This window comes from Streptomyces sp. NPDC048644 (assembly GCF_043199105.1).
Classification (GTDB): domain Bacteria; phylum Actinomycetota; class Actinomycetes; order Streptomycetales; family Streptomycetaceae; genus Streptomyces.
Genome location: NZ_JBICVO010000013.1, coordinates 137,084 through 150,498, shown reverse-complemented (window position 1 = coordinate 150,498; position 13,415 = coordinate 137,084). Strand labels below are relative to the sequence as shown.

Annotated in this window: 14 protein-coding genes; 1 reads left to right on the top strand and 13 read right to left on the bottom strand. The window is 72.0% G+C overall.

Annotated features, from left to right (window positions below):
- The first annotated feature begins 369 nt into the window (after window positions 1–369).
- Entirely contained in the window at window positions 370–987 is a 618-nt protein-coding gene (locus ACGFNI_RS26645; protein ID WP_393687180.1) for a hypothetical protein, read from the top strand.
- Window positions 988–1,320: 333 nt separating this feature from the next.
- Here ACGFNI_RS26645 and hypE read toward each other — a convergent pair whose 3' ends face one another.
- The 13 genes from hypE to ACGFNI_RS26580 form a co-directional block, all read right to left on the bottom strand.
- Window positions 1,321–2,406 carry a hydrogenase expression/formation protein HypE gene (hypE, locus tag ACGFNI_RS26640; protein ID WP_393687179.1) on the bottom strand — a complete coding sequence of 362 codons (1,086 nt, stop codon included), beginning with the start codon at window positions 2,404–2,406 and terminating at the stop codon, window positions 1,321–1,323.
- Window positions 2,399–3,523 (bottom strand): hydrogenase formation protein HypD, encoded by a 1,125-nt coding sequence (gene hypD, locus ACGFNI_RS26635; protein WP_393687178.1) that lies wholly within the window; start codon window positions 3,521–3,523, stop codon window positions 2,399–2,401. The genes hypE and hypD overlap by 8 nt, the downstream gene beginning before the upstream one ends.
- Window positions 3,520–3,849 (bottom strand): HypC/HybG/HupF family hydrogenase formation chaperone, encoded by a 330-nt coding sequence (locus tag ACGFNI_RS26630; RefSeq protein ID WP_393687177.1) that lies wholly within the window; start codon window positions 3,847–3,849, stop codon window positions 3,520–3,522. The genes hypD and ACGFNI_RS26630 overlap by 4 nt, the downstream gene beginning before the upstream one ends.
- A gap of 33 nt (window positions 3,850–3,882) precedes the next feature.
- Entirely contained in the window at window positions 3,883–6,291 is a 2,409-nt protein-coding gene (gene hypF, locus ACGFNI_RS26625; protein WP_393687176.1) for a carbamoyltransferase HypF, read from the bottom strand.
- Window positions 6,288–7,040 carry a hydrogenase nickel incorporation protein HypB gene (gene hypB / locus ACGFNI_RS26620; RefSeq protein ID WP_393687175.1) on the bottom strand — a complete coding sequence of 251 codons (753 nt, stop codon included), beginning with the start codon at window positions 7,038–7,040 and terminating at the stop codon, window positions 6,288–6,290. The genes hypF and hypB overlap by 4 nt, the downstream gene beginning before the upstream one ends.
- Window positions 7,041–7,044: 4 nt before the next feature.
- Window positions 7,045–7,428: a hydrogenase maturation nickel metallochaperone HypA gene (locus tag ACGFNI_RS26615; protein ID WP_393687174.1), complete on the bottom strand. Its 384-nt coding sequence runs from the start codon at window positions 7,426–7,428 to the stop codon at window positions 7,045–7,047.
- Window positions 7,429–7,594: 166 nt separating this feature from the next.
- Window positions 7,595–7,705, bottom strand: a complete 111-nt coding sequence (locus tag ACGFNI_RS26610; protein ID WP_393687173.1) for a DUF6893 family small protein — start codon at window positions 7,703–7,705, stop codon at window positions 7,595–7,597.
- Window positions 7,706–7,721: 16 nt separating this feature from the next.
- On the bottom strand, window positions 7,722–8,279 hold the full coding sequence (locus ACGFNI_RS26605; protein WP_393687172.1) for a hydrogenase maturation protease: 558 nt from the start codon (window positions 8,277–8,279) through the stop codon (window positions 7,722–7,724).
- A complete protein-coding gene (locus tag ACGFNI_RS26600) occupies window positions 8,276–9,733 on the bottom strand; it encodes a hypothetical protein (protein ID WP_393687171.1) in 1,458 nt (485 codons plus the stop codon). The genes ACGFNI_RS26605 and ACGFNI_RS26600 overlap by 4 nt, the downstream gene beginning before the upstream one ends.
- Window positions 9,730–10,416 (bottom strand): DUF6084 family protein, encoded by a 687-nt coding sequence (locus ACGFNI_RS26595; RefSeq protein WP_393687170.1) that lies wholly within the window; start codon window positions 10,414–10,416, stop codon window positions 9,730–9,732. The genes ACGFNI_RS26600 and ACGFNI_RS26595 overlap by 4 nt, the downstream gene beginning before the upstream one ends.
- Window positions 10,413–11,075, bottom strand: coding sequence for a DUF5947 family protein (locus ACGFNI_RS26590; protein ID WP_393687169.1), 663 nt, complete (start codon window positions 11,073–11,075; stop codon window positions 10,413–10,415). The genes ACGFNI_RS26595 and ACGFNI_RS26590 overlap by 4 nt, the downstream gene beginning before the upstream one ends.
- Complete coding sequence (locus ACGFNI_RS26585; protein ID WP_393687168.1) at window positions 11,072–11,626, bottom strand: hypothetical protein; 555 nt, start codon at window positions 11,624–11,626, stop codon at window positions 11,072–11,074. Before ACGFNI_RS26585 ends, ACGFNI_RS26590 begins: the two co-directional genes overlap by 4 nt.
- Complete coding sequence (locus tag ACGFNI_RS26580) at window positions 11,623–13,407, bottom strand: nickel-dependent hydrogenase large subunit (protein WP_393687167.1); 1,785 nt, start codon at window positions 13,405–13,407, stop codon at window positions 11,623–11,625. Before ACGFNI_RS26580 ends, ACGFNI_RS26585 begins: the two co-directional genes overlap by 4 nt.
- Between the last annotated feature and the right edge of the window lie 8 nt (window positions 13,408–13,415).

The window sequence follows — 13,415 nt, the reverse complement described above, 5'->3', positions numbered from 1 at the left end:
CATGACAAAGCCGACGGACATCGAGCGCAGGACGTGCGTGCTGATGGCGGTGTCGTCGAACGGGGGCCGGGTGATCGCGTCTGGGCTATGGCAGTCCCGGTCGGCGCGCAGCGCTGATCCCAAGAAGGCGGCGAAGCCGTCTTCTTGGAGGAGGCCGGCCATCGTGGCGGTGAGGACAACACCGCCGCCTACGGGACGGGCTGTACGCGTTCCCCCTTCGGGCCGAACCGCTCGCGCATCAGGTCGGCGAGTTCGTTCCGATACCCCATGAACATGAAACATAAAAGGCGAACCGGGTTATTTGTACATAAGTTGGTCGCTGGCGAGTCGGAGAATGTCTCCGGCTGCACAAACCGAAAGGCGCACCCCATGCGCGTCACCGCCAGCCCCCGGACCCTCCTGATTGCCGCGATCGCCGTAGTCGGCCTCGCCTCCACCCCCGCACTCGCTTCCGCGGCGCCCCAAGCCGACGCGCCCGGCGCCCGGACCCACGTTGGCCTCCGCGCTATCGGCGTCCCCGGTGCCAACGGCGCCAACGGCTTGGGGAGCAATGGCGGTATCGGTGGCCTCGGCGGCGTCGGCGGCGCCGCCGGCGCCAACGGCAACGGCGGTAACGGTGGCGCCGGCGGGAACGCCAACGGCAGCGGAAGCACCGGCGGCACAGGTGGCGCGGGCGGTGCCGGTGGCGCCACCGGCAACGGGGGCAACGGGGGTAACGGGGGTGCAGCCGCTCTCGGTGGCACCGGCGGCAAAGGGGGCGTAGGCGGCGTAGGCAACGCCGGTACCGGCATCGTCGGCGGCAAGGGCGGCAACGGTGGTGCCGCCACGGCCGGCGGCGGCCACAAGGGTGGCACTGGCGGGGCCGGCGGCGCCGCCAGCCCGGTGTGCCCCGGCAAGCCCGGCGGCAACGGAACCGACGCCACGGCCACCGCGGACGGCATCACAGGCGCCACAGGCGCCGCCGGCCACACCACTCTCCCCTGCTGAGCGGCACTCCGGGCGAGGACCAGCCCCGTCCCCCGGCCCCTTAGGGCTCTGGAGGCGGCGGAGCTGCGCAGGCTGGTCGAGCGGCTCGATGCACTGGCCGGCGCCAGTACGTACCGCACCAGGAGCCACCGGCGGCACTGCCTGGCATGTGTGGTGACCACGCCTTACCACTGGGCCCGTGGTGCGTCCGCGGTGGTGACTGCCGGTATGGACCCAGGCGGGGTTGGCATCGCGTCGTTGCGCGTACACGGCGCAGTGATGCTCCGCCGCCTGCGGTGAAGCGTGTGGTGGGCCCGGCTTCCCGGGGAGTTGAGCCCCTCGCGCTCACAGAGGTCAGCAGATTCGTGGTAGCTGCTCCCCGATCGGCAGATCGACCACCCGCGTGCCGCCGAGACCGGTACGGGCGACGACCATGCCGGGGTGGTCGGCTACGCACTCGCCGATGACCGTGGCATCCGCGCCCAGCGGGTGGCAGCGCATCGCTTCCAGTACGGCGTCGGCGTGCGCGCGGGGCACAAAGGCGACCAGCTTGCCCTCGTTCGCCACGTACATCGGGTCCAGGCCCAGCACCGCGCAGGCGTTGGCCACCGTCTCCGGTACCGGCAGGCTCCGTTCCTGGACGACCACGCCGACCGACGCCGCGGCGGCGATCTCTCCGAGGGCGGTGGCCAGGCCGCCCCGGGTGGGGTCACGGAGTACGTGCAGGTCCGGGGTGACGGCGAGCATCGCCTCGACGAGCCCGCCCAGTGCCGCGCAGTCGCTCTCGATGCCGACGCCGAATTCGAGCCCTTCCCGCACGCTCATGACGGCCACGCCGTGCACGCCGATGGGCCCGCTGACGAGCACCACGTCACCGGGGACGGCGCGCTGCGGGCGGATGTCGACGCCGTCCGGGATCAGCCCGATGCCCGCGGTGTTGAGGTAGATGCCGTCGCCGTGCCCGGCTTCGACGACCTTGGTGTCACCGGTGGCGACCTCCACACCTGCGGTCCTGGCGGCGGCGCCCAGGGCCTCGGCCACCCGCGCCACCAGCGACACCTCGACCCCCTCCTCCAGGATGAAGCCGCAGGAGAGGTACGCGGCGCGGGCGCCGCTCATGGCGAGGTCGTTGACCGTGCCGTTGACCGCGAGGTCACCGATGCTTCCGCCGGGGAAGAACAACGGCCGCACCACGTAGGAGTCGGTGGAGAAGGCCAGCCGGGCCCCGCCCAGCGTCACCACGGCGGAGTCGGCGAGTCCGGCGAGCACCGTGCCGCCGAAGGCGGGCGCGAAGACGTGCTCCACGAGTTCGGCGGAGAGCACCCCTCCTCCACCGTGGCCCATGACGATGCGGGGCTGGTCCCGCAGCGGCGCGGGGCAGGCCCAGCCGGAGAAGTCCGGCGCCGGCGGTGCGGCCTCTCGGATGGTGGTGTCAGACAACGGGGTTCGCCTCCAGTGGTGCGGCGGTGCCGCCGAGCCGGCGGTAGAGGTAGTAGGCGGCGCAGGCTCCCTCGCTGGAGACCATGGTGGCGCCGAGCGGGGTGCGCGGGGTGCAGGCGGTGCCGAACGCCGCGCACTCGTGGGGCTTGATCAGTCCCTGGAGTACGTCGCCGCTGCGGCAGTCGGCGGGCTCCTCGGTGGTGATGCCGGTGACCGAGAAGCGGTGCTCGGCGTCGTATGCGCGATAGCGCGCGGAGAGCCGCCACCCGCTGTCCGGGATGATGCCGATGCCGCGCCAGGCGCGGTCGGTGACCTCGAAGATGTCGGCGAGCATCGCCTTGGCCGCGGGGTTTCCCCCGGGGCGTACGGCGCGCGCGTAGGCGTTGTCGACACGGTGTTCGCCGCGCTCCAGCTGCTGCACGGTGCGGCGGACGCCTTCGAGGATGTCCAGCGGCTCGAATCCGGTCACCACGATGGGCACCCGGTGGCGTGCGGCCAGCTCCGGGTATTCGTCCATACCCATCACGCTGCACACGTGCCCGGCGGCGAGGAAGCCCTGGACGCGGCAGTCGCCGGACCGCATGATCGCCTCGATGGCCGGCGGCACCCGTACGTGCGACACGAGCAGGCTGAAGTTGCGGATGCCCAGCCGTCGCGCCTGGTACACGGTCATGGCGTTGGGCGGCGCGGTGGTCTCGAAGCCGATCCCGAAGAAGACGACTTCCTTGTCCGGGTTGTCCTGGGCGACCTTGAGCGCGTCCAGCGGGCTGTAGACGACGCGGACGTCGCCGCCCTCGCTGCGTACCCGGAAGAGGTCACGCCCGGTGCCCGGTACCCGCAGCATGTCGCCGAAGGAGCAGAAGATCACGTCCGGGCGGGAGGCGATCTCCAGGGCCTTGTCGATGACGTCGAGCGGGGTGACGCACACCGGGCAGCCGGGCCCGTGAATCAACTCCACCTGTTCCGGCAGGAGTTGGTCGATCCCGTGCCGGATGATGGTGTGTGTCTGGCCGCCGCACACCTCCATCAGGGACCACGGCCGGGTGACGGTGGCGTGGATGTCGTCCAGCAGCCGCCGTGCCAGATCCGGGTTCCGGAATTCCTCCAGGTACTTCACCGCTGTGCCTCCTGCGCCGCGTCTGCCGTGGGCCCGCCGCCTGATGCAGGGGCGGCGTCCTCCCCGGCGACCGCTTCCCACGGGTCGCCGAACTCCTCCTCCAGCAAGCCGAGATCACTGAAGAGTGCGAGGGTCTGCCGGGCCGATTCCTCGTCCAGCTTCTGGAGCGCGAAGCCGACGTGGACGATGGCGTACTCCCCGACCTCCAGGTCCGGCAGATATTCCAGGCACACGTCCTTGAGCACGCCGCCGAAGTCGACGGTGGCCATGCGCGTACCGTCACGCTGCCGGATCTCCAGCACCTTGCCGGGTACCGCGAGACACATGGGGTTCTCCTCGCTCTGCGGGATCGGGTTTCTCTAGGGGGTGGTGTCCGCGTCCTGCCCGCGGGGGCGGTCCGCGCGGGCGGCGACCATCAGCTGGCCGAGTGCCAGTCCCCCGTCGCCGGGCGGGACCAGCCGGTGGCGCAGCACGGTGAAGCCGTCCGCGCGCAGCGTGCGGGCGCAGGACGCGGACAGCAGCCGGTTGGCGAAGACGCCGCCGGTGAGGGCGACGGTGTCCAGGCCGTGCCGGTCGCGGGCGGCGGCGCAGACCCGGCCGACCAGGAGCGCGACGGCGTGGTGGAAGCCTGCCGCGATCCGCTCGGCGGGGACGCCGGCCCGCACATCGCCGGTGATGGCGGCGAGGAGCGGTGCGGGGTCGGCGGTCGCGGTGCCCGACGGCGCGTCGCGCAGGGCGAACGTGTAGCCCTGCGGCAGGTCGTGCGCCGCGTCACCGGGGGCACGGCAGGCCGCCGCTTCGAGCGCGACGGCGGCCTGTGCCTCGTATCCGGCCGTGTGGCAGACGCCGGACAGGGACGCGACGGTGTCGAAGAGGCGGCCCATGCTGGAGGTGGGGGCGCAGTTCAGTCGGCGCGTCAACTGGCGGGCGAGCAGCGGTAGTTCAGCCGGCGGGCAGGCCCGGGTGCAGGGCAGGTCGGCGCTCCAGGGCAGGCCGGCCGCGTGCAGGTGGGCCAGGGCCATCCGGTAGGGGTGCCGTACGGCCGCGTCGCCGCCGGGCTGCGGTACGTACGTGAGGTGGGCGAAGCGGTGGAAGCCGGCGTAGTCGGCGAGCAGGAACTCGCCGCCCCACACCGCGCCGTCGTCGCCGTAGCCGGTGCCGTCGAAGGCGACGCCGATCACCTGTCTGCGGCCGTCGAGGCCGTGTTCGGCCATGGCGGAGGCGATGTGGGCGTGGTGGTGCTGGACCTGTCGTACGTCGTGGGTGCCCGCGGCGCGCCGGGCCCGGCTCAGCGAACGGTAGCCGGGGTGCCGGTCGGCGGCGACGAGCCGCGGGCGGACGCCGGTGAGGTCTTCCAGGCTGCTCTCGGCCCGGTCGAAGGCGGTGAGGGTCGCCAGGTCGTCCATGTCGCCGATGTGCGCGGACAGCCAGGCCCGTCGGCCTTCGCCCAGGCAGAAGACGTTCTTGAGGTCGCCGCCGACGGCGAGTGCCGGAGTGACGGGGAGCGGCAGCGGCAGCGGGAACGGCGCGTAGCCGCGGGATCTGCGCAGCAGCACCGGATCGCCGTCGATCATCCGCACCACCGAGTCGTCACAGGGCACGTGGATCGGCCGGTCGTGGGTGAGCCAGCCGTCGGCCAGGGGTGCGAGGGTGGTGAAGGCGTCCTCGTCGTCGGTGACGATGGGCTCGCCGGAGCGGTTGCCGCTGGTCATGACGAGCAGCGCGGGCCCCGGCGGGTCGCCTGGCAGGCCGAACAGCAGGTGGTGGAGCGGTGTGTAGGGCAGCAGGATGCCCAGGTCGGGGCTGCCGGGTGCGACGGCGTCGGCGACGGCCGGGGCGTGCGGCAGGCCGTCGGTGCCGGCCCGCCTGCGGAGCAGGACGATGGGCCGGCGGCGGCTCGTGAGGACGTCCCGCTCCGCGGCGGAGAGGTGTACGAGTTCTTCGACGGTGGCGAGGTCCCGGGCCATGACGGCGAACGGTTTGTCGCCGCGGGCCTTGCGCTCCCGCAGCAGCCGCACGCTGCGGGCGCGGGTCGCGTCGCAGGCGAGGTGGTAGCCGCCGAGGCCCTTGACCGCGATGATCGCGCCGTCGGCGAGCATCCGCCGCGCCGCGGCGACCGGGTCGGTCTGAGCACCTGCGTCGGCGGCGGCGCCCGGGTGGCGGCGCAGTTCCAGTCGGGGGCCGCAGTCGTGGCAGGCGACCGGCTGGGCGTGGAAGCGCCGGTCTGCGGGGTCGGCGTACTCGCGGGCGCAGCGTGCGCACATCGGGAAGCCGGCCATGGTGGTGGTGGCCCGGTCGTAGGGCAGGCCGGTGACGATGGTGAAGCGCGGCCCGCAGTGGGTGCAGGTGATGAAGGGGTGCCGGTAGCGGCGGTCTTGGGGGTCGGCCAGCTCGGCCCGGCAGTCCTCGCAGGTGGCCGTGTCGGGCGCGACGAGGGTGCGGGCGTGCTCTCCGGTAGGGGTGGCGGCGATGCGGAACCCGGCGTCGCCGCCCGGTGCGACCGTCTCGTGGGCGACGGACTCGACGACGGCGAGCGGCGGTGCGTCGGAGCCGACCCGGCGGCAGAAGGCGTCCACCGCGGAGGGGGCTCCCTCGACCTCGGCGACCACGCCGTCCCCGGTGTTGCCGACGTGGCCCGTCAGTCCCAGCTCCGCGGCGAGGGTGAAGACGAACGGGCGGAAGCCGACGCCCTGAACGACACCGCGGACGGTGACCCGTCGGCGTTCGGTGCCGGGCGGGGCCGCGACCGCTTCCTGATACGCGGTCATGAGTGGCTGTGCGTGACACCGTCGTGGTGGTGGGGGTGATGGTGGCCACCGCCGGACGGTGCCTGCCTGGCCATGACGGGCCGGTGGCCGGCTGCGCCTCCGTGGGCGGCAAGCGCGTGTTCCAGCAGGATGCCGATGCCCTCGCCGGTCCGTACGGAGGTGAGGACGGTTTCGACGCCGGGGTTGACCTGCTGGACGTGTGCGCGGAAGGCGGCCTCGTCGAAGCCGACGGCCTGGGCGAGGTCGCTCTTGGTCACCAGCACGAGGTGGGCGAGCCCGAAGGCGGTCGGGTACTTCAGAGGTTTGTCCTCGCCCTCGGTGACCGAGCACAGGGCCACCCGCAGCGATTCGCCGAGGTCGTAAGAGGCCGGGCAGACCAGGTTTCCCACGTTCTCGACGAACAGTGTTCGGGTGTCGTCCGGCAGCCAGCCGTCGAGGTGCGCCCGGAGCATGTCCGCTTCCAGGTGGCACAGCCCATCGGTGAGGACCTGCTTCACCGGCACGCCGGAGCGTCCCAGGCGGATGGCGTCGTTCTCGGTGGCCAGGTCGGCGGTGAGGGCGGCCACCGGGATGCCGCGGGAGCGGGCGAGGGTGAGTTCGGCCTCCAGCAGCGCGGTCTTGCCGCTTCCCGGGCTGGACAGCAGATTGACCACCGTGGTGTCGCGGGCGGCGAGTTCGGTGCGCAATGCCTGGGCGCGCCGGTCGTTCTTGGCGAGCACGGCTTGCTGGAGATCGACGACTCGGCACATGGCTTCAGCTCTCCTCGGATGCGGGGGCGGGCACGACGCCGCGGTCGGCCCGGTGCACGCTGACGATCTGCAGTTCGCGCCCCGAGACGAGAGCTGCGGTGGTGCCGCGGCAGGCCGGGCAGGACAATTGGGGCGGCATGCCGGTGGCCCACTCCTGTCCGCACGGCGCACAGCGGGCGCGCCCCGGCACGGTGTCGATGTGCAGGGCGGCGCCTGCCAGGGCGGTTCCCTCGCAGGCGAGCCCGAACGAGAAGTGCAGGGCGTCGGGGACGACCCCGGCCAGCTCGCCGACCTGGAGGCGGACGGCTTCGACGGTTCCGTCCGGCTCGTCCTGCAGGGCGCTGCCGACCTGTTCGACCACCGCCAGTGCGAGGGACATCTCGTGCATCGGTCTCACTCCGGATCGCGTGCCGGACCGCGCGTGCCGTCCGGGCCGCCTGAGCGGCCGGTGTCATTACAGAGGGCGGGGTGGCGGTGGGTGTTCCGCCACGCCGCCGTCGGTACCGCACCGTCCGCCGTTCGGGCGTCCGCACCGACCAGCGGTGCGCGGCGGCTCACATGGACCGGATCTTCAGGTAGCGCTTGATGTCGGGCAGCAGCAGGGCAATCGCGCCGCCCGCGGCGACAGCGGCCACGGCTGCCCCTACCAGCAGGGTCTTTCGCATGGGTGACTCCTTCGTCTCAGGGGCAGGCCCCGGGCCCGCTCGCGGGTGCCGGCGCGGCGGGGCGCACGGCCGTGGCATCGGACAGGATCCGGCGGAGCAGCCGTACCGCCTCCTCGACAGCCGCCGCCACGGGGCCGCTGAGACCGATGCCCTCGTCCAGACACTCCGGGACGCATCCCACTACGAGCACCCGGCGCGGCTTGCCGCCTCCGGTGCTCTCGCTCAGGTGGTCCAGCAGCGCCAGCACCGCATCAGGTGTCATGTGGTGGCCATCGATGACGGCCGGGCCCGGTGGCGCCTGGGCGCGTTTCGGTTCGATGAGGCGGACCGTGCCCGGCGGGCCGTCCCCAGGCACCGCGTCCACCAGGACGACGGTGTCGTAGCCGTCGAGCATCCGGTAGGCGAGATCGACACCGCGTACGCCGGTGTCGACGAGTTCGGTGTCCGGCGGGAGGGGGTGTGCGGCCAGGCGGCGGATGGTCTCCACGCCGAAGCCGTCGTCACCGAGGAAGATGTTGCCGATGCCGGCCACGAGGACGCGGCGCCCGGCCGCCGGTGGCGGGGTGCGGTTCACGCGTCCTCCACCGGGGCGAGCGGAGCCAGTTCGTCCGGCTGGAAGTACAGGAAGCGGCCCTGGTCCCTGCGCACGTCGGCACCGGGGTCGCCGTCCACGGTGACCGCGAGATGCACCCCGCCGTCGACGTCGTGCAGCACCGCTTCCACCACCGCCGCGCGGCCGTGCAGGAACAGGTCCTGGGCGTCGGTGCGGCGCAGTCCTGGACGCAGTACGACCCGGCTGCCCGCGCCGACCGGGGTGCCGTCGACGACGACGCGGTCGCGGACCGGGTCGACCGCGGCGTCGGCGGCCGGATCCCACCAGGGTGCGCCTGGTGTCCCGCCCTCGAACGGGGCGGGGGTTGCGCCCGCTGCCCGAGGCGGTGCCGGGGGTGGCGGCGGCTGCTTGCCGGTGACCTCGCGCAGCGCCCGGACCGCGCCGTGCAGCCTTTCGAGCACTTCGGGCGGCATCGAGTCGGCGAGGTCGATGACCGCAGCCGCCCGGTCGTCCGTGCCGCGTGCCTCGCGCTTTTCCTGGTCGGTCAGGGCGGCGGTGCGCAGTGCGAGGATTTCGTCGATCTCCGTGGCGTCGTACAGGGTGCCGGGGCTCTCCGGGGCGATCTGCGGGTGGTCCTCCAGGATGATCGGGGAGGACAGCACGGTCCTCGCGTCGCCGTCGGCGCCTGCCAGGACGGGCCAGGTGTGCTCGTTGCGGCAGGCGGCGACGGCGCCCGATGCCCACTCGGGCGGGTCGGTCATGGAGAGGAAAGCGCCGGAGGTGAGACCGAGCAGCAGGTGCGCGGAGACCAGCGAGTGCGGCAGCGCCGCCGCCCGGTCCGTGCGGCCCGTTCCGTTCCCTTCCCCGGTCCAGTCGCCGGTGTTGCGTACGGTCGCGGTGAGCCGCAGGACGCGGCAGGGGCCGTCGAGTTCAGTGGCGGTCAGGTGCAGCTCCCCCGCCACGCGTTCCCGGCGCCGGACCTGGCGGCCCACCAGGAGGCCGTTGTCGTAGAGGGGTTCGGTGTCCTCACGGGCCGGCAGGGAGAAGGGCAGGCGCACCCCCTCGCCGGTCAGCCGGGAAACGTCGACGGCGAGGCCGGCCTGCTCCGTCACGCCCTCGTCCCAGGGCTGTACGACGCGGTCCGTCAGCTCCAGCGAGGCCACGGTTCGGTACGTGCCGTCGTCCCGCACCCGCTGGACGGTGCGGCGCTGGGCGTGCAGGAAGCGGACCTGTGCGTGGAGGGTGGGGTTGCCGCGAGGTTCCAGCAGGCACTCGGTGCGCTGCCGGCTGTGTTCGGATGCGGCACCGCGCCACTTCGGTGGGACGAGAACGCCGAACTGCCAGCGCATGCGGTTCTTCGCCGCCGAGGCCCGGTACGGGTAGAGCACGTAGCCTTCGAGCAGGACGGCGTCGGCGATCTGGCGGGCGTGGGCGAACAGTTGCTCCGTCGCGGGCTCGGGCGCGGCGGATGTCATGACAGTGCCTCCTGGGAGCGTGGGGGTGTCCCCGGTACGGGCGTGGTGCGCGGGGCTTCTCCTGCGGCGGCGAGGAGCGCCAGGACGGTCTCTTCCCAGGAGGGCAGCGCGCGCCGGGAGCGGTAGGCGCTGAGTGCGTTCATGGTGGCGCGCGGCAGGCGGAGCCAGCCGCAGCCGGGAAAGTGCTGCTCGATCATTTCCTTCCAGACGCGTACGGGCATCCGGCACGTCGCTTCTTTGTCCCAGGGCACCGGCTGTACCCGGAAGCCGCCCGCACCCCGGAAGGCCGTGCCGGAGAAGAGCAGCAGCAGCGGTACTTCATCGGCTTCGAGTGCGGCGAAGTACTTCGCCGATGCGACGTCGGTGTCGTAGGTGCAGGGCACCGGCAGTTCCACTTCGGTCTCGCCGGTGAAACCGGGGACCACCACGGAGACATGGGCGAACTGGAGAGGGTTGAGGGTGCTCCCCCAACGGGCCCGCTCACCGAACAGGTCGCCGAGGTGCGCGGCCTCCTCGTCCGAGTAGCGCCGCCGGGCCGGTTCGATGCGGAACTGGCAGCGGAGAGCGAGGGCGTGCACCCGCTCGGTTCCTGACGCGGTGATGCGCAGACGGAAGACGAGGGTGGGGCCCGCGGCGTACGGGTCGGCGTGCACGCCGGTGCAGGAGAAGGCGAGGTCGCTCACCGGTGTTCCGCCTCCCTGGGCACATCGGTGGCCCGCTTCGTCAACTCACCGAAGAAGGAGTCGAGTTCGGCGCGGGCCTCGGCGCCGCCGTCGAAGCCCTTCCAGTGCAGCCGCATCCGGCCGACGAGTTCGTAGGCAAGATCGACCGGCACGAGGTAGCAGTCGCTGCGTTCGCCGGCGCGCCGGACCAGGAGCGCCTCGACATCGGGTTCGAGCAGCTCAGCGAGGGCGGAACCGGCGAAGGCCGCATCCCACGCGGCAGGGTCGATCTCGCTTTCGGTGGCACCCGCCGGGCTGGGGTACAGGGCGACGGGCCGGCCTAGCGCGGAGTTGCGGAAGAAGAAGGCGATGCTGACCGGGATGTGCAGGGCGTTCCAGGCGTCGGTGGCCGGTGTGGTCCCCGGGTCGGCCAGGACGCGCCCCGGCACCGTGCGGAAGCGTCCGCTGCCCGCGCCGGGGCGGTCGAAGAGCAGTGCGCAGGGCGGGCAGGCGCAGGCGAGCGAACGGTGTTCGGTGTCGACGAGGTGCCGGTGCCCCGCGGTCAGGTCCGCGCCGCACAGTTCGCAGCGTTCCGGTTCGGGCGGCCGGGGCCGGGTGAAGCGGTGCAGGCCACGCGGTGGGGATCCCGGCCGGTCCTGGGCGGTGTGCGGTGTGTTCACGGCGCTGTTGTCCGAACGGGGCCTGCGGAGCCGGCCTGCGCGGGCTCCGGAGGGCGGTTGCCGATCTGCAGCAGCGGTGCCTCGGGGGCGGGCGCGGCGGGCTGCCGCAGTTCGACGCCGGTCACTTCCGGTGCGTAGCAGGCCAGGGCGCTCTCGATGCGCTGCCGGGTGGCCTCGCCGGTGCTGGGGCAGCCGCAGCCGCCGCCTTCCTGACGAAGCCGGAGGGCGCCGGTCCCCTCGTCGAACTCCTCGACGCCGACGTCCTGTGCCCCGGCGGCGTGCAGGGCCCGCGTGATGCGGGCGGGGACGTCCTCGGGGTGCAGGCCGTGCAGCGCCAGCAGTCCGGCGACGCGCTCGTCGTCCAGCAGCGCCGGCAGTGGTGTGCCGTCCGCCGTGCGGAGCAGCGCGACGACGCGGGCGAGTCCCGCGCCGTAGAAGTCCATCAGGACGCGGACGAGTTCTTCCGCTGCGGCGCCCACCGTGGGGTCGCTGTGCGCCGCGAGACGGTCGAGTACCTCTTCGACCTTGCGGCCGGCCTCATCGGCGCTCATCCGGCCAGTCCGCTCAGCCCGGTGGGCAGGTGCGTCTCCTGCACGGTCCTGCCGCCGCCGACGTACATGTGGACTCCGCACGGCAGACAGGGGTCGAAGCTGCGTACGGCACGCATGATGTCGATGCCCTTGAAGGTGTCCGGCGGGTTCTCCTCGAAGATCGGGGTGTTCTGCACGGCGTCCTCATAGGGGCCCGGGGTGCCGTAGGTGTCACGGACGCTGGCGTTCCACGGTGTCGGCGGATAGGGGTGGTAGTTGGCGATCTTGCCGTCCCTGATCACCATGTGGTGGGAGAGGACGCCGCGGACCGCTTCGGTGAAGCCGCAGCCGATGCTCTCGTCCGGCACCTCGAATTTTTCCCAGGTCTGGGTGCGTCCGGCGCGGACCTCTCCGAGCGCCTTCTCCGCGAAGTGCAGGGCGACGGCGGCGGTGTACGCCTGGAAGTAGGTCCTGGCGCGGTTGCGCTCCAGCGCGTTGCTCCACTTCGGGATCTTCCACTCGAAGCTGGTCTCCGGCTTGGTGAGCGAGCGCGGCAGGTTGATGACGACGCTGTGCCCTGTGGACTTGACGTAGCCGCAGTCGACGAGCCCGGACAGGGCGGTGGACCACAGGCGGGCGAGGGGGCCGCCGCCGGTGTCCAGGGCGAGGTGGTCCGTGCCGTCGAACCAGCGCGGGGACATCACCCAGCTGTACTTGTCCTCGAAGTTCCGCTTCTGCGGGGCGGGGATGGTGTGCTGGTTCCACGGGTGGCGCGGGTCGACGGGATTGCCGAGCGGGTCGTGCGTGACGAACTGCTCCTGGCCCGCCCAGTCGTCGTAGTAGGAGCTGCCGAGCAGGATCCGGATGCCGAGGTTGATCTCGGTGAGGTCGTTGGTGACGAGTTTGCCGTCCACGACGATGCCGGGGGTGACGAACATCCGCCGGCCCCAGTCGGTCATGTTGCGGTAGGTGAAGTCGCAGTGGTCCGGGTCGTTGAGGGCGCCCCAGCAGCCCAGCAGGACGCGTCGGCGGCCGACCTCTTCATAGCCGGGCAGCGCTTCGTAGAAGAAGTCGAAGAGGTCGTCGTGCAGCGGCACGACGCGTTTCATGAATTCGACGTAGCGCATCAGCCGGCTGAGGTAGTCGGTGAAGAGCTGGACGGAGGCGACGGTGCCGACGCCGCCGGCGTACAGCGTGGAGGGGTGGACGTGTCTGCCTTCCATGAGGCAGAACATCTCCCGGGTGTAGCGGCTGACCTGGAGCGCTTCGCGGTAGAACTCGCCTTCGAGCGGGTTGAGGGAGCGCATGATGTCGGCGATGGTGCGGTAGCCGTGCTCGGCGGCGTGCGGCGCCTCGGTGCGTTCGGCGAGGTCGAGGACACCGGGGTTGGTCTCGCGGACCATTTTCTCGCAGTAGTCGACCCCGACCAGGTTCTCCTGGAAGATGTTGTGGTCGAACATGAACTCCGCGGCTTCGCCGAGGTTGATGATCCACTCGCCGAGGTGCGGCGGCTTCACGCCGTACGCCATGTTCTGCGCGTAGACCGAGCAGGTGGCGTGGTTGTCGCCGCAGATTCCGCAGATGCGGCTGGTGATGAAGTGCGCGTCACGCGGGTCCTTGCCGCGCATGAAGACGCTGTAGCCGCGGAAGACCGACGAGGTGCTGTAGCACTCCGCCACCCGCTTCTGCTTGAAGTCGATCTTCGTGTGGATGCCGAGGCTTCCTACGATCCGGGTGATCGGATCCCAGGACATCTCCGTCAGGCCGCTGCCGTCTGCGGACGTCTTCGTCGTCGGTGCCATCGTGTCTG

Excerpts from the sequence above, each read along its gene's own strand:
- ACGFNI_RS26600 (WP_393687171.1), bottom strand. The coding sequence starts at position 9,733 with ATGACATCCGCCGCGCCCGAGCCCGCGACGGAGCAACTGTTCGCCCAC.
- ACGFNI_RS26580 (WP_393687167.1), bottom strand. The coding sequence starts at position 13,407 with ATGGCACCGACGACGAAGACGTCCGCAGACGGCAGCGGCCTGACGGAG.
- hypB (WP_393687175.1), bottom strand. The coding sequence starts at position 7,040 with ATGTGCCGAGTCGTCGATCTCCAGCAAGCCGTGCTCGCCAAGAACGAC.
- ACGFNI_RS26615 (WP_393687174.1), bottom strand. The coding sequence starts at position 7,428 with ATGCACGAGATGTCCCTCGCACTGGCGGTGGTCGAACAGGTCGGCAGC.
- ACGFNI_RS26585 (WP_393687168.1), bottom strand. The coding sequence starts at position 11,626 with ATGAGCGCCGATGAGGCCGGCCGCAAGGTCGAAGAGGTACTCGACCGT.
- hypF (WP_393687176.1), bottom strand. The coding sequence starts at position 6,291 with ATGACCGCGTATCAGGAAGCGGTCGCGGCCCCGCCCGGCACCGAACGC.
- ACGFNI_RS26610 (WP_393687173.1), bottom strand. The coding sequence starts at position 7,705 with ATGCGAAAGACCCTGCTGGTAGGGGCAGCCGTGGCCGCTGTCGCCGCG.
- ACGFNI_RS26645 (WP_393687180.1), top strand. The coding sequence starts at position 370 with ATGCGCGTCACCGCCAGCCCCCGGACCCTCCTGATTGCCGCGATCGCC.
- ACGFNI_RS26630 (WP_393687177.1), bottom strand. The coding sequence starts at position 3,849 with ATGTGTCTCGCGGTACCCGGCAAGGTGCTGGAGATCCGGCAGCGTGAC.